This is a genomic window from Alteromonas sp. G4i35 (assembly GCF_054960375.1).
Genome location: NZ_JBHNZD010000033.1, coordinates 20,698 through 41,281, shown reverse-complemented (window position 1 = coordinate 41,281; position 20,584 = coordinate 20,698). Strand labels below are relative to the sequence as shown.

Sequence of the window (20,584 nt, the reverse complement as noted above, 5' to 3'; positions counted from 1 at the left end):
GTTATTACTAGTTGTAACTTTATGGAGCCACAACCAAATAGCTAGTCATTCATACCAATATCACTTAACTAGAGTTTTTAAACATTATTATTAAGTTGTTCATTTAATGCCGTTAAGAAAAAAACCGTTTCGATTCTCTGTTTGGCAACGCCGCAGCCTAAAAGGCCTTATTCACCTTTTCGCATTGGGCTATATCGCCTGGTTGTTTTTTGCAGGGGTAACCGATCAGCTTGGTCCAGACCCAGTAAACACGCTCATCAATGAGACTGGAACTTGGGCAATTCACTTTCTTTTACTAACGCTTACCCTAAGCCCACTTGCTAAATGGCTACCAAGCCCAGAACCGATGCAATTCAGACGTATGATTGGCGTATACACCTTTGTGTACGCCTTTGCACACCTACTCACTTACATTGTGTTTGAACTCCAGCTTGATATGGCACTAGTGGCTAGCGAGATAGTAAGCAGGCCTTACATCATTGTTGGCATGGCAGCGTTACTTCTTCTTTTTGCTCTCACTGCCACGTCGTTTAAGTGTATCCAGCGCAACATGGGAAAAAAGTGGCAGAAGCTTCATAACAGCATTTACCTGATCCTGCCTCTTGCACTACTTCATTTCAGCTGGTCACAGAAGACGTTTTGGCAAGAGCCCGTTTGGTATTGGATGATTGGACTGATATTAATGAGCCCAAGAATGAAGCAGTGGTATGTGACGTATCAGAAGAAAAGCCAAAAGAAGTCGAGAGGCAAAAACGCAGTGGCGTGAGAAAACTAGAGTCGAAAACCTTTCAAACAAGTACGTAAAGCAGCGCAGCATAACGCGCTGTTTTGCTAAGCGTTACCGCGAGAATAAAAAACCAAAACGGGCTTCTAAGTACACCTGCTACTAAAGTAATAGGGTCGCCAATAATAGGTACCCAGCATAAAAACAAGCTCCACTTCCCCCACTTTGTAAAGGTGTAACTTGCACGGTTAAACGCCGCTTCGCTCACTTTTAACTTATCGGTCGCGATTTCTTTTCCGAACTTGAAGCCCAATGCATAATTAACCACCGAGCCAAGTACATTTCCCAACGAAGCAACAACAAGCAACAACACCCAGTTCAACCCACTACTGTATAAAGCACTAAGCACGATTTCAGAACTAAAAGGCAATATAGTGGCTGCCAAAAATGCCGATAAGAACATCCCCAAGTAGCCTAAATGTATTAATGCGCTCAACGCTCCTCCAGCTTTATACAGTAGTTTTCTATGTAAAATTCGCGCGCATCTTACCTTAATCGGAGTATGAATACTTCCTTCAGAATTCGATAGCACAAAAAAACCATTATCTTTTATGTAGTTACTGAGAAAACACCAATTTGTGTGAAAAAAGTACAACTAAATACTTGCCAAAGTCCTCCTTTAAGAATACTGTATACACATACACACTGTATAAGCAACCAGTATCAATCAATAACAATATTCCTGAAGTTCGATTTATGAACTTAAGGGCAAATGCATAAAGGGTTTTACTATGAACACATCTTCAGTTTCACGATTCAATGCTTTACGCGCTTCGGTTTCAAATGTTGTTCAACTACCTTTGCCGATAGAAGGGTTTCCTAGCGAAAAACAAGGTAATGGAAAAGGAAGTAACGACAAAGGTTGGAATTATCTGCTTTCAAATACGGTGTCGTTTTCGAAAACTGTAGATCACGCTATCCGTATTCAAAAACCTGAAAAAGAAAAAATGCCCGAATGGATCAGTAAGCTGATTACAGGTGGCCAGTGTAAAACACTGTATGTGGAAAACATTGATTTAGACCTTCAACCAACCGATAGTGAAATGATCAGAAAGCTGTGTGAGCTTTACTCTGTCAGCCTGGTGAATGTACGTGTTAACAGCATTAATGACGAACAAAACGTAGCATTAGGTCCTTGGTAATACAAAGCCTGTTTATGTTTACATTTTACGTTTGCCTGAGTAGCGGTGCGTAAACAAAACCTAAATATTTATTTTCATACAACTTTTTGGCGTGGAATCTCTGACATGGACCGCCAAGAAATCTTTGAATATCGGCAATATTTACGTCTAAAAAAGTTGGGGCTCACGCAACTTATACTTATACTGTAGCGCTTTGTTTTACTCTTAAACTGCGAGTTGTCTTATGCGCTGCTACTGTTGCTCATCAAAATCCTTCGACGAATGCTGCGAGCCTTTTATTAAGGGTGATAAACACCCTAGTTCTGCAGAGCAACTTATGCGCTCCCGTTTTTCAGCCTACGCTATAGCGCATTATCAATATATTCTTGAAACCTACACCAAAGAAAAGCAGCAGGGTCTCTCTGTAGAGGATTTGGCGCAAAGCGCACAAGGTGCGACATGGTTCGCACTTAAAGTACACCCCACTCTAGCGGCTAGCTCCGTAGATAGCTTGGTAGGTAACTTGGTCAGTAGTACTGAAGATAGTTCGATAGACAGTACTGTACATGCCGACGCTAAAGTCGAAGCAGTAACCAACGCCGAGCCAATCTCTAAGACTAATTTAAAGTCCATCTCCAAACCCATCTCTAAGCCCAATAATGCCATTGTTGAATTCACTGCTTACTATTTTGAAAATAAAAGCATGTATCAGCTTCACGAAACGTCTAATTTTAGTGTTGAAGACGGTAAGTGGCGTTATCACGACGGCGTATTACACGACGACTGCGGCAAAATTAAATACGGGAGAAACCTACCTTGTGTTTGCGGTAGCAACAAAAAATTCAAACAGTGCTGCGCAACTAAGAGCCGCTAACCCAGTAGCAATAACTAATCTTACTCCCTTCCCTGCGCATTTTAACTGTTCATCTTTCCTTTAATTTAAAATTAAAGGTGAATTGAATACGTATGCATGATGTTTATTATTTGTAAACAAAATGTAAGCATTGCTTTCATCTTTTATCTCGCTCCCACATAAAATAGGACACACTATGAAGATGAAGAAACATGCGGCAGGCGTTCTAATAGGCGCAGCACTGAGTACATTAAGTTATCAAAGCTATGCCGACGTTATACTACACGCATTTAACTGGACCTACGACGACGTAGCCGCAAAAGCCCAGGAAATTGCGGATCTTGGTTACACCAAAGTACTTGTTTCGCCTGCTTATAAATCGACAGGTGACCAGTGGTGGGCGCGATATCAACCACAGGACTATCGAGTTATTGATAACCCACTTGGTGACACTGCTGACTTTCAAGCGATGGTTAATGCATTAAATGCCAAAGGTGTAGAGACCTATGCGGATATTGTCTTTAATCATATGGCGAACGAAGCATGGAAACGTTCAGACTTAAACTACCCCGGAAGTGAAGTACTACAGCAATACTCATCAAATCAGGGATACTACAATGGCATCACATTATTTGGTGATGTAAGTAGCGGCCTTTTTGGCGGTGGTGACTTCCACGGTACGTATGATCAAGGTGGTCCTAAGTGCATTAGTAACTACAGCGACGTGGGCGATGTTCAGTACAATAGATTATGCGGCGCCGCGCCAGATCCTGGCTTGCCCGACCTAGACCCCAATAATTGGGTAGTAGCCCAGCAAAAAGCGTATCTTCAGGCGTTAAAAGACATGGGTGTAACCGGTTTCCGCGTTGATGCTGCAAAGCACATGACCAACTATCACATCAACGCGGTGTTCGACAGCAATATAAAAAACGGCGTGCATGTTTTCGGAGAAATAATTACCACGGGCGGTGCAGGCTCTAGTGAGTATGATAACTTCCTTGCACCTTATTTATCAGCAACAGGTCACTCGGCCTACGACTTCCCGCTTTTCGCGCAAATACGTAGTGCATTTAGCTTCGGTGGTTCGATGAATGCCTTAGTTGACCCAGGTGCGTACGGTCAGGCTTTATCAGGCGACAAGGCCATCACATTTAGTATTACCCACGACATCCCGCTAAACGACGGCTTCCGCTACCAGTTACTTGACCCTACCGACGAACATTTGGCAAATGCCTATGTACTAGGCCGTGACGGTGGTGTTCCATTACTGTACTCAGATAACAATGAAAGTGGTGATAATCGTTGGGTAGATTTGTACAAGCGTGATGACATCAAGGGTATGGTTAAATTCCATAACGGAGTTCAGGGCAGTGGCATGCAAGTGGTAAGTCATAATGACTGCGTTATTTTCTTCAAGCGTGACCATCAAGGCGTTGTGGGTATTAATAAATGCGCAGACGGCCAAGATATATGGGTAGATACATCTACGGACAATTTGTGGTGGTATAGAAATTACCGCGATACGTTAAGTAATGATGTGCAATATATTACAACTCAGTGGCACAAGTTCTATGTACCAGGAAGAAGCGCCCGAATGTGGCTTATGGAATAACCCACTGTTAACAAGAAAAGCCTGAACATCGATTGTTCAGGCTTTATTGTTAAGTTACCCACGTGTCAGGCTTGTAGAATCAGGGCACAAGCACCATCTTACCTTTCACTTCCCGGTTCATTACCTTGGCCATGGCTTTCGTTGCTTGTTCTAAGGGTAATGCTTCATCTACGACCACCTTCACCTTACCTTGCACATACCAAGTTAAAAGCTCTTGCATGTTTTCCGCGAAGCCTTTTGGATCGTGCTGAGTAAACGAGCCCCAAAATACGCCCATGACTGAATAGCCTTTTACCAGCGCTAAATTAACCGGGAATTTCGGGATCTCACCGCCTGCAAAGCCGACCACAAGTAAACGCCCTTCCCATGCCATACTGCGGCTACAAGCGTGGAATGTGTCACCGCCAACGCATTCATAAACTACATCGACTCCTTTACCGCCTGTGACTTCTTTCAGCGTTTCTTTTAGATCTTTTTCTTTGTAGTTAATTAAAACATCTGCGCCATACTCTTTGGCAAGGGCTAGTTTTTCTTTTGTTGAGCAAACTGCAATCACTTTAGCGCCCATGATTTTGCCTATCTGCACTGCCGCTAAGCCAGTACCACCCGCTGCGCCGGTCACAACCAGTGTTTCGCCAGGCTGTAGTTTTGCGCGCTGCTTTAACGCGTGATGTGCTGTCGCATGCGCAGTTACTAGCGCAGCCCCTTCATTAACATGGATGGGATCAGGTAATGGCATAACATGAGTGGCAGGGATCAGCGCTTTTTCTGCGTAACCACCTAAGTTAGACAACGCAATAACTCGTTGCCCTTCTTTTAAATGGCTTACGCCCTCACCTACTTCAGATATGGTGCCTGCCACTTCATTGCCAGGAATAAACGGGAAGTCTGGCTGCATTTGATACAGACCTTGCACCAATAGTCCGTCTGGAAAGTTCACCCCTGCGGCTTCAACATTTACGACTACATGCCCTTTTTTTACTTGCGGGTCTGCAACGTCTTTAAATTGAAGTTCTTCAAGTGGTCCAAAAGATTCGCATACAATTGCTTTCATACTGTCTCCAGTTGCTTTGTTCGACGAGCACGCTATTGATAGCATGACCTGTCATTAAATACGTTATATGACGTTTATTCGCTTTGGTGAATGGTTTGGTTCGCAATTTGCGCCAGAGGTCGCACCATTGCGCCTAATTGCATAGCCTTCTCGCTTGACGCATTGCCATCGTGTGCGCGTTTTACCACGCCTTGTAAAATAGCGGCTAAACGGAAAAAACTAAATGCGAGGTAAAACGTCCAGTTGCTAATGCTATCAATACCTCTTCGCTCGCAATACGCATTGATATATTCTTGTTCACTTGGAATGCCTAACTGCTCTCTGTCTAAACCACCCAACCCAGCTGCGTGCGCAATGTCAGAGGGAAGGCGCAACTGCATACATTGGTAAGCCAAATCGGCATACGGATGCCCCAACGTTGATAATTCCCAATCAAGCACCGCGACTACTCTTGGGTTTTTAGGGTCAGACATATCAAACATCATGTTGTCTAAACGAAAATCGCCATGGACCAACGAGACTTGACCATCATCTTTTGGCAGGTTGGCCTCAAGATACTGAATAAGACTTTCAATTTCTTCAACATGCTCAAGTTCAGATGCACGATACTGTTTTGTCCACCTGCTTAGCTGACGTTCAAAGTAGCTGCCAGGCCTTCCATAATCGCGTAAGCCTGCGCTTTCAATATCTACACTGTGAAGCGCTGCAAGCACTCGGTTCATTTCATCATACATGGCACCACGAGTAGCAGAAGATGCTATTTCAGGCAGTGCGCTATTCCAGAAAATGTCACCTTCAACATAGGCCATAATGTAAAACATGCTACCGATTATGCTGGTATCTTCACATAAATGGTACGCTTTGGGCACAGGCACTTCTGAGCCCTGCAACGCGTTGATAACGCGAAATTCTCGGTCAACTGCATGGGCCGATTTCAGTAATTTGCCCGGAGGTTGACGGCGTAATACATAAACGCCGTTATCCGTAGTAAGTTTAAACGTCGGGTTCGATTGCCCACCCGCAAATTTCTCAGCGCTTTTGACGTGCCCAATACTCGGGCACGCAGAAGATAGATACGAATTCAGCACTGCTAAATCTATGACATGTGGGGCTTTCGCATTGTCTTTAGACACATTCACTCCTTACCCGTAATTTTTTGTATTGTTTATTTACAACACTGACTTATTCAGCGACTGCTTTTTCAGCAATAAGATTACGACCTAACTGCATCATGTGAACCTGATCAGGGCCATCTGCCAGCTTGATAGTACGCGCATAAGCGTACATGGCAGACAATACGAAATCTTGGCTTGTACCTGCAGCGCCGTGCATCTGAATGGCTTGGTCGATAACGTTACAGGCCATAGTAGGTGCAACTATCTTGATAGCAGCGATAAGGTCGCGCGATACTTTGTTGCCATAGCGATCCATCTTATCAGCCGCTTTCAACGTAAGCAGACGCGCCTGTTCAATATCACAGTGCATCTGCGCAATGCTTTCTCTAACCGATTGCTGTTTTGACAACGGCTTGCCAAACGCCACTCGGCTTTCAACTCGTTCACAGGCCATATCGAGCGCGCGCTGTGCACAGCCAATAAGGCGCATACAATGGTGAATACGGCCCGGGCCTAAGCGCCCTTGTGCGATTTCAAAACCACGCCCTTCACCAAGCAGTAAGTTTTCTGCCGGTACACGTACGTTTTCAAACAAGACTTCAGCATGACCAATAGGCTCGTCGTAATAGCCCATTGCTGCCATTGGGCGAACAATAGTTACACCCTTGGTGTCCATAGGAACTAAGATTTGAGACTGCTGCTGGTGACGAGGCGCATCGAAATCAGTTTTGCCCATTACAACCATAATCTTACAGTTTTCATTCATAGCACCGCTGGTGTACCACTTACGGCCGTTGATAACGTATTCATCACCATCGCGCTTAATGGAAGTTTCGATGTTAGTTGCGTCACTTGATGCCACTGCAGGCTCTGTCATAGCAAAGGCTGAGCGTATTTCCCCGTTTAAGAGAGGCTCTAACCACTGCTTTTTCTGACTCTCGTTACCGTATTTCGCCAGCACTTCCATATTGCCGGTATCTGGCGCACTACAGTTGAAGATTTCAGAGCTAAACAAAACTCTGCCCATTTCTTCACAAAGTGGTGCATACTCTGCGTTAGTCAAGCCCGCGCCATATGGCTTATATTCTTCAGGTAAAAATAGATTCCAAAGGCCCGCTTCTTTTGCACGCTTTTTCAATGTATGCATCATTTCAGGCGTTTTCCAACGGCCTTCGCCATTGTTGGCAGAGCCATTTTCTACGGCGTGAATGTATTCCTTTTCAATTGGATACACTTCTTCTTTCATAAACGCTTTTAGTTTTTCTAAAAGTGCTTGGGTCTTTTCATTATATTCAAAGTTCATAACTGCCCCATTTAGCTGTAGGTAATGGCGTGTAACCTGTCAATCACATCCAGGTGAGGTACGCTGTTGAAGTTATTAAGGTGAACGCCTCGCGCATTGGCAAAGCATTGAGAAAAACTGGCGTTTCGGATCTGCAAATTCATATTCACAACGGTGGCCGCATCGTAGCCAAGAATGTGTTTGAGCATCATGGCAATTGCACCGCCAGAACTCACAACGAGAACACGCTTCGCATCTATACTTTGAAGGTGCGTGAGCATACTGTGAACTCTGTCTTCGAACTGACCCCATGTTTCATCAAGGAGTTCATGCGCCAATTCGTCTTGCGACCAGGCAAGCATTGCTTTTTTTAGCAATCGGTAATATTCAGAAGGCGAAGCACCTTCAGGTACTTTTGCTTCTGGGTAGCGAGTTAAATAGGCGGTAGCCACTGCCTGAAAATTGAATTCATTCAGGGCGCTATTCACCGTAACTTCAGGTAGCGTATAGTCTTCAGTAGCAATACCCGAGGCAATACCGTCTTTGGTTTCGTGATGCCTTACCATGTCGCCAGAGAAAACTGCATCAAATTCAACATTGCGATGCTTGAAATAGTCACCAAGCCAAATGGCCTGTTGCCCACCCAGTTCACTAAGTTTGTCATAGTTCGCTTTGCCAAAAGACGCTTGACCATGTCGCACTAAATAGATGTCTGTCATACCGCTGCCTGATGTTATTAATATGTTAACTTTCAACCAACATACTAAGGAAAACAGCGATATAAGTTTAATTGATATTTTGAATGAGTATGCATCATGTGAAACTATTCACTGCCAAACATCTGTTCGCTTTTTGCACGTTGCGAACAAAATTTGACATGATAGCTTCAAATGCGTGCAATATATGTTCATTAGATTGTATAGTGAAAAAGCACGACACGACGTCATAGGGAAGTTGGCGTATTTAAGATGTAAAGGACTGTACGCATTTGGACGCGACCTTGTCGTGATTAATTTTGTTTAAAGCCCACCGCTTTTGAAAAATAAAAAGAACCAAAATGAAGTCACTTACACACGCTTTGTCTTGTAATAGCTCAAGCATATCTACACCCCAAAACGCCATTACGCGTTGCCTATGTAGTTCGCCGTTTATTGCCTCTATTGTCTCGTCGACACTTGCTTTGGCTCCCCACGCTCACGCCGATGAGAATGCTCTATCTACTCCGCATAACAAAAAGGCGCTGGAACACATTGTTGTACAGGCGCAAAAGACCAGTCAAAACTTGCAAGATGTGCCCGTTGCGGTCACTGCGCTTTCAGGTCAAGACCTAGTTGAAACAGTTAGCCGAGATGTGTTTGACCTGCAAAACTACGTACCTGCTTTTGGCGCGTTTCAAAATCAAAGCGTAACAAATTCAGGGTTTTCAATACGCGGCATTGGCACGTCTTCACAAAACTTCGGCTTCGAGTCTTCGGTGGGTTTATACGTAGATGGTGTGTACCGTGCACGACAAAACGCGTTAATTAACGACTTAGTCGATATTGAATCTATTGAAGTGTTGCGTGGGCCACAGGGCACACTATTCGGAAAGAATACCGCCGCTGGCGCAATGACGTTAACGACGGTCGCACCTTCACACGACGAGCGCGACGGCTTTGCCGAAGCCATCATCGGCAATGATAACTTGGTTCGTTTAAGCGCTGGCTCGTCGTTTTCGCTTATCGACGATGTACTCGCCATGCGAGTATCTGGCTTTAGTTCTCACAGTGACGGTTTCATTACCGACGAGCGCAGCGGACAAACCCTAAATAACCGTAACCGTACTGCGATAAAAGCACAGCTGCTTTACACTCCAACAGCTGACATTAGCGTACGGCTTATCGCTGATTACGGCGAGCTAGATGAACGGTGCTGCGGCGCACTAACTTTTCAAAACAACATTCAGGCTAATGACATAGCGGGTAAATTCGGCACTGATGCGCTGCTGCTACAACCGCCGTTTAATGCAACTATATACGGGCGCGATAACTTTTATGACTATAAAACCTCGCTGTCGCAAACTCCCCTTTCAAAAATGAAAGACAAAGGACTATCAGTTCAAGTAGATGTGGCTTTAAACAAAGCATGGGATTTTGTGAGCATAAGCGCGTACCGCGCGTTTGACAGCTTAGATACGGTAGATACCGACTTTTCTGATGCGGACCTTCTTACTGCCACTAACGACGCCAAGCAGCAGTCGTTTTCTCAAGAAATTAGATTACATTACACCAGTGAAGATGTGCGCGGTTTAATAGGTGTTTACTATTACAGCCAAAACTTAGATCTAAACTTTGATACTACCACGCAAGATGATTTTAGTGCGTTCTTTAATGCCGCCGCGCCCGATCTGCTGCCTTTGGCTAACGCCATCAACGAACTTTCTGCAGTTACATCAGGCTTTATTGCGCCTGCTGCAGCACCCGCGCCGTCCGGTACTGCTTTCGCGCACAGCGCCGATCAAGAGCAAGATAGTATTGCTTTATTCTCTCAGCTGGATTGGCTGTTAAACAGTGATTTCACCTTAACAACGGGCTTACGCTTTACCCGCGAAGAAAAGTCGATTGTCGGAGCCTACGATGAGCAAGGGCCTGGTATTGACGGACTAACTCAAGACCCAGCGCAATGGCCTAATGTAGGTCGTGCTGTATTTGGGTTACAAAACATCGCTGCTGCGTTAGCGGCGGGACAAGCTCCTACAGCACAGTCACTTAACGCTATAGCACCATTTCAACAAGCGGGCTGGGGATATTTTTTCTTGGGATCTGCAGCGGTTATGCCGCGCCCTGACTTAAATGAAGAGCTTGATGATTCACAGTTAACCGGCACGGTAAAACTGGCTTATCACCCTAATGACAACACGCTAACCTACGCCAGTTTTGCGACTGGTTACAAAGCTGGCGGTACGAATACCGACAGAATCTTACCTTCGCTTAGCCCGCTTTTTGATGCTGAAAAATCGCGAAGTGCTGAAATAGGTATAAAACAAGATTTTGAAGAATACGGCGTGCGCGTAAATGCTGCGGCGCACTATACACAAATTAGCGACTTTCAGGCGACGACCTTTACCGGAACGGGGTTCAACCTGCAAAATGCGGGCGATATCATAGTAAAAGGTGTAGAACTTGAAGCCACATGGCTAATGACTGAAAATACCGAATTACAGGCTGTTGCATCGCGCACATTGGCGAACTTTGATGAGTTTAAACGCGGTACGTGTTGGGTTGCGTACACGTGGCACACGGGCATTGACGATCCGGGCCGAGTGGCGCCTAACGACCCGTTCTGTTCAAGAGACGGAGACCGCGTAGGCTTCGAGCCTCAGAACTCACTATCTCTTATGCTGAATCACTATTTCGAAGTTGGGAATTATCCAGCCTCCGCCAGTATTGACTACCAATACACGGACGACGTATTTCTTGATGATGCGAACGACCCGTACAAATACGCTGACGACTTTTCATTATTTAACGTTCGCGTCAGTTTCACTATCCCACAATGGGATAGCGAAATTATTGCGTGGTCGCGCAACGTTTTCGATGAAGAGTACGTTGCACGAAGTGGCTTTGATGTACCCGTACAAACCGGAAAGATCATGGCCTACCCAGGCGCGCCTAGAAGCTTTGGCGTTACCTTCAGAAAGTCTTTCTAACGCTTTAAATGCGTAGGTTTGGTATGAAACACCGCATGGCACTGAGCAATAACAGACAGCGCTATATGCTCAGGTAGCTCACCACCAATGTCGAAACCAGCGGGGCTTGCAAAATACTGAGTAAAGTTGGTATCGCCAAGCCCGGCTAAATCCATAATTTCCTGCTTACGGTGCAGTGGACCTAGCATTGCCGTATAGGTTAACGATTGCTTGCTTAGCACCTGCAGCGCCTTTGCATCAATTTCACGGTGATGGGACATAAGCACTGCTGCTTGAACGTTATGTTCGCCCATGTGAAGACGTAAGCCTTCCGTAGACGGGTCTTCAATTAAGTAATTTACCTCGGGAAAATGTTCAAGTCTTGCTTGTGCAGGCCTTGGATCCCAAAGGCTGACTAAATAGCCCTGCAAACTAGCAAGCTTAGTCATAAAGGTAGCGTCGTACCCACCTCCAACAACAAGTAGGTGGATAGGCGGCAGCATCAAAACCGACAACATGCGCTTGCCATCAACGGTGTCTAGCACAGCTTTTCTAGGTTTAGCAGAATGGTCTTCCAATTCCGTGCAATCACCCAAAGTACCGTCTACAGCGCAGCGCCACTCACACGCTTTTCCGTTTGATAAGCTTTTGCTAACCACATCCAACGATAAATACTGGTTACTCTCGTTAACTGGTACGAGTGCCAAGTGCACCACACCGCCGCATCCAACACCTAGCTTAAACGCGATGTCTTCTTCATCTTCGTCATCGTAAACCGCGGTACGACTTACCCCGTCTGTCATTACTCGCTGGGCTTTTTTAACGATGTCACTTTCTAAGCAGCCACCGCTTAATATACCTAACTGATGCCCAGCGTCACTAAACAACATCATGGCGCCTGCTTTGCGGTAGCATGAGCCTTCGGTTTTAAAAATAAAACCTAACACCCACTTATGCTTGTTTTTAAGTGGAAGCCACTGGGCCAACAAATGGTTAACGTGATTACTCATAACTACCTCTACACCCGTTTAACCTGCTTATTGCTGTGATGCTGCTTGGGCAATAAATGCAGCCAATGTTGCTGGCTCTTGTGCCCCGGCTACGCCCTGATTACCAATGACAAAAGTAGGTACACTTTGGATACCGCGCTGCATCCAAAGGGCTTCTTCCTCGCGCACTGCTTGCGCGTATTTTTCACTCTTAAGCGCTTGTTCAGCTTCAGACTTATCAAGGCCAACCGTTTGTGCCAACGCTACTAGAACACCTAGATCATTAATGTTTTTACCGTCTGTGAAGTAGGCATTAAATAAGGCCAGCTTCATTTCTTCTTCAAGGCCGTTTTCTGCAGCAAAGTGAATAAGTTGGTGAGCCTTAAACGTGTTCTGCATGCGAGAGTCGTCAGTAAAGTTAAACGAAAAGCCTAATTGCTCGCCCGCTTCTACTAACCGTGCTCGGTTCTGCGCGCTTTGCTGCTCACTAATGCCGTATTTTTCCATTATGTGCTCGCGAAGGTTTTGCCCTTCTTCTGGCATATTGGGGTTTAGCTCGAAGGGATGAAACTTAATATCCACTTCAATGTTATCAAGGGTTTTAATGGCTTCTTGCAAACGCTGGTACCCAACAATACACCATGGACATACTACGTCAGAAACCATATTAACTGTTACACTCTGCATACCGCTCGCACTTTGTACACCTTGCTCATTTGCTGCCATGATAGGCCTCGCTTTATTGAATTCATGAAGATATAAGGGCTTAGATAAGGTTACAAAAAGAAACTTCAACCCCACACTGCGATTATTTCGTCGCAGTTACATCAGTTTCTGCTGTGACTTTTGTTGTCGTGCCCATTGTGGTGCTGTAAAGCGTGGAAAGTTTTTCAAGGGCTGAGTGTGCCCATATTTCATAGCCTTTCGTGGAGGGATGAAAGCCATCTTCTGCCATCAAACCACTTTGCTGAATATCCGTCATAGTTCCGCTCACATTAAGTGCACTAACATATAATATGTCTGCGTTAGCCCGGGCTGTTACGCTATCAGCCAAAGCTTGGTTTAGTAACCACGCGCGGTAACCTAATAGTGCACGCAAAGGTTGCGGAAGCGCTGGAAAGAAATGAATTGGCGGTAGCGCAGTAAATAATATTGTTTCGCACCCAAATTTATCTGACAGTAGCGTACTAATAGCATCGATGTTTTGTCGCCACCGTTTCAACGGTACAAATTTGGTCACATCGTTAACACCAATAGAGACGAGCACCGACGAAAAGTACTCGGCAGGCATTTCATGAAGAAGCTTGAGCACATCTTCACTTTTAAAACCTGTTTTAGCATTCAACGTCACTCGCGTTGGCCCATGCTTAACAAGGTTTGAGTACAGCAGACCTGTGAGTGCCCCCATTTGCGTCGTTGCACCAACACCAGCGGCGGCAGAATCGCCTATAACCAAAACGTTATTAGTTAGCAGCAATTTACTATCGGCAGAGGTTAATACCCGCTCGCCGTCGGGCTCTGGTAGTACAGCGGTCTTCTTCCTCACCCACAATGCTTGAAGCAAAATGACTGGAAGAAGTAAAACAATTATCAGGTTTAATACCAAAACCTTGAAGTAGATCAAATCAGCCTCCTAAGCAATCCATTAAGCTTTAACCATCGAATTGAATTCGCGCCTAGATATCTACATATAAGTGCAGAGCCAATATGACAATAATTGCCGTACAACAACGTCCTGTATCAATCATTACCAAATATGCGTTGAATGCTCCTCGCTATACCTCTTACCCTACTGCACTTAAATTTGAACCGCTACAAGATGACATACTTCCACAAGCACTTGCAGTGTCAAAAGCGCCGGCAGTAAGTCTCTACGTGCACATTCCATTTTGCAAAACGCTGTGCTACTACTGTGGCTGCAATAAAATGGTGACACGTCACAATGAAAAAGCGGACGAATATTTAGATTACATAGAAAAAGAAATTCTGTCTAAGCGTTATTTAACTGACGGCAGGCGTGCAGTTTCTCTGCACTTGGGTGGCGGTTCACCCAGTTTTTTGAGCGAGACTCAGCATACTTATTTAATGTACCTGCTTAAGAAACACTTTACCTTTGAAGCAGGTGCTGAACTGTCAATTGAGTTAGATCCCAGAAATATCGATAAACACTATCTTCAAAACTTAAAATGTCTCGGCTACACACGCATTAGCTTTGGTTTACAAGATACTGATTACAATGTTCAGAAAACCATAAATCGCATACAAAGCACGTCTCACATTGCCGATTTAGTATTCGAGGCTCGGTCGCTGGGTTTCGACTCAGTTAACTTAGATCTAATTTATGGTTTACCAAATCAGTCAATTGAAACGTTCTCATCAACCATCGCCGCGACAAAAGCCATGATGCCAGATCGTATTTCGCTTTTTAGCTATGCACACCTTCCCGAGAGGTTCGCAGCGCAGCGTAAATTTGCTGAAGAAACACTGCCAAGTAGTGAAGAAAAAGCGGCGCTTTACAAGCTTGCCGTTAACAGCTTTACAAACATAGGTTATGAAATGATTGGTCTTGATCATTTTGCCTTAAGCAAAGACTCACTGGCTATTGCGAAAAATAAAGGCGAGCTTCACCGCAACTTTCAAGGGTATACCTTACGTGGCGACACCGACCTTATAGGGTTCGGCGTATCAGCCATTAGCACGGTAGGTAATGCCTTTGCGCAAAATGCTAAGGAGCTAAAAGAATATTACCATCGCTTAGACAACCACCTGCCCAATGCGAAAGTTGGACTGTCATTAAGTGTCGACGACCTGATTCGCAGAGACGTGATTTCTAGCTTAATGTGCAATTTAGCGGTAGACAAGCAAGCAATTGCCGACAAGCACCACATCATTTTTGATGAATACTTTGCTTCAGCCTTAAACAACCTTGAAGAACTTAAAGAAGACGGGCTTATCGAAATAACACCTCGGTATATTCGAGTGCCAAAGTCTGCTCGCATTTACATTCGGGCTATTTGTGCGCGTTTCGACGCTTATTTGAACGCAAGTGAAATACTCAGTAGCTACTCCAAAGCCATTTAAACCTAGGGCAATTTAAACCGCGCAATCACTTGCATCCCTACATCAAGCTTAAGACGCGATAGAGAGATACAGCTAATGCTGGCATAAAGGGTTTGGTTACTGCCTAGTACATCAAGTTTTAACAACACTTTCGCGCTGTTTACGGTCGCTAGCTTTTTAGAAGTTAGCTTTGTATCTGTGAGTTCTGTATCTGCGTTATTTTCTGGCTCGTTCAGGGGACTGAGTGGATTCGCCACGGGTTCGATGCTAGATATAACACATGGCAGCGCATTTAAAATACTGATTGTGCTGGCATTGCCAAAGTCAGCAATATTGGTATCGATACTTACATCACAAGCTTTAACTGCAAAACGAACAAAAACTTTTTCACCGCTTTGCTGAGGCAAATAGGACACTGATTCTGCAGTGACGAATATCTCGTGCCCCGCTACCTCAACGCGCTCAATGCCGTTTTCCGACTGGCACTGCTCATTGCCTTGTAAGGTTAGAACATTTTGATCTTGTTGCATTTGGCTACCGTGTTTGTAGCTGACAACGGCGTTTTGTGACTGGTTGCTGTCGTGTGCGTCGCTTTGCGCAGTAACTTTAAATCCCTCAAGTACGCTAGACGGTGTCGCAAATCCTTCTTTTTCGAATACTTGAGTCAACACATCGCGCGTTTTTCCACAAAGCTCGGTACGGCCTTGGTCAATAAAAACCAACTCATCGCTGAACAAGGCAAGGTCATCTAAATCGTGAGAGATTACAAGGCATATGAGCTTCCCCGACACACACAAATTGTTCAAAAACTGGTAAATTTTGCGACGGGTGAAGATATCAATTGCGCTTAACGATTCATCTAGCAATAACACATCTGGCCCATTGACCAACGCCCGTGCAATCGCGACCCGCTGCGCTTCTCCGCCAGAAAGCGCCTGAACAGGCTTATCGATTAAATGTTCGCAATAACAGCCGCGCAAACACGCATCGATAGACATTGCATTAGGGCTTGCGTGACGCTGCGCAAGGGCTAAATTACCGCGCACATCGGTATGGGGAAATAGCATGGGCTGCTGAAAAACGATGCCGACCTTTTGAGAGGTCCACGGCGTTTGCACACTTGCGCTTTTTTCTACGCCAGCTAGGGCGCGAAACAAGCTGCTTTTTCCCGCACCTGATGGACCGGTAACCCCAATGAATCGGCTTTGTGGCTGCAATGAGATTTGTGCGTTAATGCGATTTGGTAGTAGCGCAGATATTTGCATGTTAACGCGCCTCATCACTTTGTGTGATACCGTTAAAGCGATAGAGCGCCGCGAGCATTACGAATGAAAAAATCAAAAGGGCCAACGCAAGGTTGTGTGCACTGTTATATTCCAACGCTTCTACCTGTTCATATAGCGCGATAGACAGCACCTGAGTTTCTCCAGGAATATTGCCACCTATCATTAGTACTACGCCAAACTCGCCTATGGTATGTGCAAAGCTTAAGCCTAATGCCACCACGATGGGCGCTTTGCTTAAAGGAAGCACTATTTTTATAAACGCTTCAAAAGCCGAAAAACCCAGCGTTTTTGCTACATCTAAATAACGGTTATCCAATTGTGAAAAGCCGCTGTACAAAGGCTGCAGAGCAAATGGTAGGGAGTAGATGACAGACCCCAACACCAAACCTTCAAAGCTAAATGCTAAATTGCTCCCGGTTAGGCTTTGCCATCCCTGCCCCAACGCACTTTGCGGCGAAAAAGCAATAAGCAAATAAAAACCCAGCACAGTTGGCGGTAACACCAAAGGCAACGCGAGTATCGACATAACCAAAGGCTTAGCTTTGCTCTGCCATTTCGCTAAAAACCACGCTAACGGCAATGCGATTAACAACAGCAAACCACTGGTTATAAAGGCCAGCTTAAAGGTAAGTAATATAGCTTCAAGTGTCGATGCCCCGAAGAATTCTGTGAGCATACTTAGTTACCGACGCCCGATGCAATGGTAGGTTCATAGCCCCATTCAATTAAGCTGTGCTGCACCCCTTGCGACATTAAATACTGTACGAACAGGCTGGGTGATGACACTCCCTTAGCGTCACTCAAACGAAATGCTCTGGTTGGCTCAACGTTGTCGTTGTGAATAGGCTCATCAACTGGCGCTGTCGCATTTTTAATTGGAAGTGGTTCGAACAGATTCGGAGATAATGTAGCTACCGTTTTACTGTTAACCACCAACGACTGAATGATGGGTTTATATAAGGTTTCAGGTACTGGGACGATAACCGTAATAGCCTCAGCGCTTTCGGTATTCACAACACTGTTAAAATTAGAAGGCAAGTTAGAAGACAAGTCTGCGGGCAAATCTAAGGCCAATGAGTACGCAACAAACGCCCCTTTCACGCTGCCGGTGGTATAAAACTGCAAGGTTTGCAGCACGTTCTTACCCATCACTCTGTGAGGTAAAAACTGGTGCCATAGGGATAAGTTTTGCAACGTCTGTTGCGCAGCATCACCATAGGGAGCCAGTTTAGGGTTTGCGATAGCTACCTTGTTTTGTGGATTTTCCATTAATTGTACAAGCTGCCTCGACAAGCAATCGGTAAGCTGAGCGTTTATTTGTGCAGTTGTGTCTCCAGTAGATGAACGCGCGAATTGCTCGCAATTCCTTTCTCCGGATGCTTCATGTGATGCCTCGCTTGATAAATCGCCAGCATAGACAAACGCCAGCTTGCCTTTAGCGTAATCCACCAGATTGCCGTGGTGAACTACGTTGTTATCAACCAACGCTTGCGGCCGAGCGCGATCAGCAGATAGAAAAACGTCGAAGTTAGCACCATGTTGAATTTGCGCATACAAAGTACCGCTAGAAGATACCGTTACCGCGACTTCTATGCCGGTTAGCTCAGTAAACTGCTCGGCAATACTCTTTAGCGGTTTTGCAAAGTTTGCCGCAACGGCTACGTTAATTTTTTCGTCGCGCTTGAAATTTACTGACTGGTTTTGTTTTTCGGCACTAATAACGCTCCCTTCATTTACATTATTATTTGCCGCTTCAAAACTGCTTGCATGTGCCACAGAACTTGAAAAAGCTGTAACGCCTAGGGCTACACTTGCACTTACCAAAATAAGCACGGCCAAGTTAACAAAGCTTGAAAGTCGCATTGCTAAAGAACAAACCATTACTTTTTGCGCATCCACTTAAGTGCCGCTTTATCGTCAGATGCTTTTGCCGCAACCCATTCAGATTTATCGCCCTTAAATTCTTTTTTCCAAAGCGGTACCGACTGTTTAAGCATGTCCATTAAGTAGCAGGCAGCGTCAAACGCCGCCTGGCGGTGGGGAGCGGCGGCACCTACCCATACAATTTGTTCGTTGTTGTGTATGCGCCCTACTCTGTGCAGTGCGCCAGCACTGTTAAGTGAAAAGCGTTCGCTCGCTTGTTCAACCAGAAGCATTAATGCTTTTTCAGTCATGCCCGGGTAATGCTCTAATTCGATGCCGTCTATGTCGCCAGCGTTATTAAAATCTCGCACTAGCCCAGTAAAAGTAACAATCGCGCCGGTGTTGCCGCAGGCCTTCTCATCTGCCGACTGTTTTAGCCTAGCGTAAAGCTCGCCTTGGTCGAAATCTTCAACTTGAACTAGCGCGAACATAGCTAGCCCCCTGTCACAGGTGGAAATAGCGCCAGCTCATCACCGTCGCTAAGTACTGTTTGGAGATCGCAAAGCTCTTGATTGCAGGCAGTAAGCACACTACCCTCTAGTGCTAATGCCCACTTGTCACTACGCGTTTTAAGCTGCGATATCACGGTCTCAATAGTGCTGCTCTCGCTTATATGGAGCGCGATATTGTCCTCTCCCGTAATCTCTCTGGTTTGTGCGAATGTTTTTACCGTTACCTGCATGCTTTGCCTGTTATCTACGTTGTTAAGGTCGCTTTGTGCGCGCTAATTAATCTTTCCAAGCCTCGGAAATACGTTGAGCCTAAAGTGCGTTGCGTCTTGAATGCTTGTTCGCTTTATACACGTTACTTTTTAGCTCACTGGCCTTTGTGAAAACTAGGTGTCGAACTGCCAGTAGCCTGTCTTACCGCCTTTTTTCTCCAGAACCCGTACCCCTTCCATATGCATGCCAGGGTCGATGGCTTTGCACATATCAAACAAGGTTAACAGCGCCACATTTACACCCGTGAGCGCTTCCATTTCAACGCCGGTTTTACCGCTTAGCTTGCAATAGCAGGTGGCTTGAATTCGATTTTGGTCGGCCTGAATGTCGAAGTTTATATCCACCTTTGACAATGCCAGTGGGTGACAAAGAGGAATAAGATCGGCGCAGCGTTTCGCCCCTTGAATACCCGCTACACGGGCAACTGCAAATACGTCACCTTTTGCAATTTTTGCTTCAGAGATTTGGCGAATAACGTCTTCGCTTGCGTATAAAAAACCTTCTGCTGTGGCTTCTCGCTTGGTAACGTCTTTGTCGCTAACGTCTACCATATTGGCTTCACCGCCAGCGTTTAAATGGCTAAAGGTGCTCATGCTTCCACCAAATGCTTCACAAAGTTACACGGTCTAAAGTCGGCATCAAGTTGGCTAGAAATAATCTTTTCCCACGCTGTGCGACACGCCCCTGTTGAACCTGGCAGGCAGAAAATAACCGTATTATTAGCAAAGCCCGCAACCGCGCGAGACTGAATGGTTGATGTACCAATCTCTTCATAGCTAATTTGGCGAAATAGCTCGCCAAAGCCGTCGACTTCTTTGTCGAACAATACACTGATGGCCTCTGGCGTTGAGTCCCGGTGGGTGAAACCTGTACCACCGGTAATTAATACGGCGTGAATGTTTTTATCGGCAATCCACTTCGACACCACGGCGCGCTGCTGATAAATATCGTCTTTCACCAAGTCGCGATCATAAAGGTTATGGCCAACCGAGGTAAGCGCCTCTTTCAAGTAGTCTCCCGACTTGTCGTTTTCGAGGGTGCGCGTATCTGAAATAGTGAGTACGGCAATATTAAGGGGTTGGCTGACAACTGACATATGAAATCCTAATTTGATAT

At 45.4% G+C, this 20,584-nt stretch carries 21 protein-coding genes; 6 read left to right on the top strand and 15 right to left on the bottom strand.

The genetic code is table 11. The features are described 5' to 3' along the window. The first annotated feature begins 106 nt into the window (after positions 1–106). A complete protein-coding gene (locus ACFI6L_RS18270) occupies positions 107–766 on the top strand; it encodes a protein-methionine-sulfoxide reductase heme-binding subunit MsrQ (RefSeq protein ID WP_462557572.1) in 660 nt (219 codons plus the stop codon). A 22-nt stretch (positions 767–788) separates the two neighbouring features. On the opposite strand, the gene ACFI6L_RS18265 is transcribed toward ACFI6L_RS18270, so the two are convergent. Further along, positions 789–1,187 (bottom strand): YqaA family protein, encoded by a 399-nt coding sequence (locus ACFI6L_RS18265; RefSeq protein WP_039225474.1) that lies wholly within the window; start codon positions 1,185–1,187, stop codon positions 789–791. 328 nt (positions 1,188–1,515) lie between these two features. Between ACFI6L_RS18265 and ACFI6L_RS18260 the strand changes: the two genes are divergently transcribed. The 3 genes from ACFI6L_RS18260 to ACFI6L_RS18250 all read left to right on the top strand — a co-directional run bounded on the left by ACFI6L_RS18260 (position 1,516) and on the right by ACFI6L_RS18250 (position 4,370). Next, the gene (locus tag ACFI6L_RS18260) at positions 1,516–1,926 is read left to right on the top strand and encodes a hypothetical protein (RefSeq protein WP_014949757.1); all 411 of its coding nucleotides are present in this window, start codon (positions 1,516–1,518) and stop codon (positions 1,924–1,926) included. A gap of 223 nt (positions 1,927–2,149) precedes the next feature. Continuing rightward, positions 2,150–2,779, top strand: coding sequence for a YchJ family protein (locus tag ACFI6L_RS18255; RefSeq protein WP_462557575.1), 630 nt, complete (start codon positions 2,150–2,152; stop codon positions 2,777–2,779). Positions 2,780–2,954: 175 nt separating this feature from the next. Beyond that, positions 2,955–4,370, top strand: a complete 1,416-nt coding sequence (locus ACFI6L_RS18250; protein WP_080589184.1) for an alpha-amylase family protein — start codon at positions 2,955–2,957, stop codon at positions 4,368–4,370. A 79-nt stretch (positions 4,371–4,449) separates the two neighbouring features. Here ACFI6L_RS18250 and ACFI6L_RS18245 read toward each other — a convergent pair whose 3' ends face one another. The 4 genes from ACFI6L_RS18245 to ACFI6L_RS18230 form a co-directional block, all read right to left on the bottom strand. Beyond that, positions 4,450–5,424 (bottom strand): NADPH:quinone oxidoreductase family protein, encoded by a 975-nt coding sequence (locus tag ACFI6L_RS18245; RefSeq protein ID WP_462574577.1) that lies wholly within the window; start codon positions 5,422–5,424, stop codon positions 4,450–4,452. 74 nt (positions 5,425–5,498) lie between these two features. Further along, positions 5,499–6,557 carry a phosphotransferase family protein gene (locus tag ACFI6L_RS18240; protein WP_014949761.1) on the bottom strand — a complete coding sequence of 353 codons (1,059 nt, stop codon included), beginning with the start codon at positions 6,555–6,557 and terminating at the stop codon, positions 5,499–5,501. A gap of 49 nt (positions 6,558–6,606) precedes the next feature. After that, the gene (locus ACFI6L_RS18235; protein WP_014976758.1) at positions 6,607–7,842 is read right to left on the bottom strand and encodes an acyl-CoA dehydrogenase family protein; all 1,236 of its coding nucleotides are present in this window, start codon (positions 7,840–7,842) and stop codon (positions 6,607–6,609) included. An 11-nt stretch (positions 7,843–7,853) separates the two neighbouring features. Further along, complete coding sequence (locus ACFI6L_RS18230) at positions 7,854–8,540, bottom strand: histidine phosphatase family protein (protein ID WP_014949763.1); 687 nt, start codon at positions 8,538–8,540, stop codon at positions 7,854–7,856. Between the two features lie 338 nt (positions 8,541–8,878). Here ACFI6L_RS18230 and ACFI6L_RS18225 point away from each other — a divergent pair, with 338 nt between their 5' ends. Beyond that, on the top strand, positions 8,879–11,509 hold the full coding sequence (locus ACFI6L_RS18225) for a TonB-dependent receptor (RefSeq protein WP_462574576.1): 2,631 nt from the start codon (positions 8,879–8,881) through the stop codon (positions 11,507–11,509). Here ACFI6L_RS18225 and ACFI6L_RS18220 read toward each other — a convergent pair. From ACFI6L_RS18220 to ACFI6L_RS18210, 3 genes are all read right to left on the bottom strand, one after another. After that, positions 11,506–12,498 (bottom strand): XdhC family protein, encoded by a 993-nt coding sequence (locus tag ACFI6L_RS18220; protein ID WP_039225462.1) that lies wholly within the window; start codon positions 12,496–12,498, stop codon positions 11,506–11,508. The two genes, ACFI6L_RS18225 and ACFI6L_RS18220, sit on opposite strands and share 4 nt — an antisense overlap. 27 nt (positions 12,499–12,525) lie before the next feature. Continuing rightward, complete coding sequence (locus ACFI6L_RS18215; RefSeq protein WP_061486007.1) at positions 12,526–13,203, bottom strand: DsbA family oxidoreductase; 678 nt, start codon at positions 13,201–13,203, stop codon at positions 12,526–12,528. A gap of 82 nt (positions 13,204–13,285) precedes the next feature. Beyond that, positions 13,286–14,101 (bottom strand): SGNH/GDSL hydrolase family protein, encoded by an 816-nt coding sequence (locus tag ACFI6L_RS18210; RefSeq protein ID WP_462574574.1) that lies wholly within the window; start codon positions 14,099–14,101, stop codon positions 13,286–13,288. A gap of 83 nt (positions 14,102–14,184) precedes the next feature. On the opposite strand from ACFI6L_RS18210, the gene hemN reads away from it, so the two are divergent. After that, a complete protein-coding gene (hemN, locus tag ACFI6L_RS18205) occupies positions 14,185–15,558 on the top strand; it encodes an oxygen-independent coproporphyrinogen III oxidase (RefSeq protein ID WP_462574573.1) in 1,374 nt (457 codons plus the stop codon). A gap of 2 nt (positions 15,559–15,560) precedes the next feature. On the opposite strand, the gene ACFI6L_RS18200 is transcribed toward hemN, so the two are convergent. The 7 genes from ACFI6L_RS18200 to moaB form a co-directional block, all read right to left on the bottom strand. After that, the gene (locus ACFI6L_RS18200) at positions 15,561–16,802 is read right to left on the bottom strand and encodes an ATP-binding cassette domain-containing protein (protein ID WP_462574572.1); all 1,242 of its coding nucleotides are present in this window, start codon (positions 16,800–16,802) and stop codon (positions 15,561–15,563) included. A 1-nt stretch (position 16,803) separates the two neighbouring features. Beyond that, positions 16,804–17,499 (bottom strand): molybdate ABC transporter permease subunit, encoded by a 696-nt coding sequence (gene modB, locus ACFI6L_RS18195; RefSeq protein WP_462574571.1) that lies wholly within the window; start codon positions 17,497–17,499, stop codon positions 16,804–16,806. Between the two features lie 2 nt (positions 17,500–17,501). Next, the gene (modA, locus tag ACFI6L_RS18190; RefSeq protein ID WP_462574570.1) at positions 17,502–18,722 is read right to left on the bottom strand and encodes a molybdate ABC transporter substrate-binding protein; all 1,221 of its coding nucleotides are present in this window, start codon (positions 18,720–18,722) and stop codon (positions 17,502–17,504) included. Beyond that, positions 18,704–19,177, bottom strand: coding sequence for a molybdenum cofactor biosynthesis protein MoaE (locus tag ACFI6L_RS18185; protein ID WP_014949772.1), 474 nt, complete (start codon positions 19,175–19,177; stop codon positions 18,704–18,706). Before ACFI6L_RS18185 ends, modA begins: the two co-directional genes overlap by 19 nt. A gap of 2 nt (positions 19,178–19,179) precedes the next feature. After that, positions 19,180–19,428 carry a MoaD/ThiS family protein gene (locus ACFI6L_RS18180; protein ID WP_061095255.1) on the bottom strand — a complete coding sequence of 83 codons (249 nt, stop codon included), beginning with the start codon at positions 19,426–19,428 and terminating at the stop codon, positions 19,180–19,182. 153 nt (positions 19,429–19,581) lie between these two features. Beyond that, positions 19,582–20,061, bottom strand: a complete 480-nt coding sequence (gene moaC / locus ACFI6L_RS18175) for a cyclic pyranopterin monophosphate synthase MoaC (RefSeq protein WP_462574569.1) — start codon at positions 20,059–20,061, stop codon at positions 19,582–19,584. Further along, complete coding sequence (moaB, locus tag ACFI6L_RS18170; protein WP_014949775.1) at positions 20,058–20,564, bottom strand: molybdenum cofactor biosynthesis protein B; 507 nt, start codon at positions 20,562–20,564, stop codon at positions 20,058–20,060. Before moaB ends, moaC begins: the two co-directional genes overlap by 4 nt. Positions 20,565–20,584 lie beyond the last annotated feature (20 nt).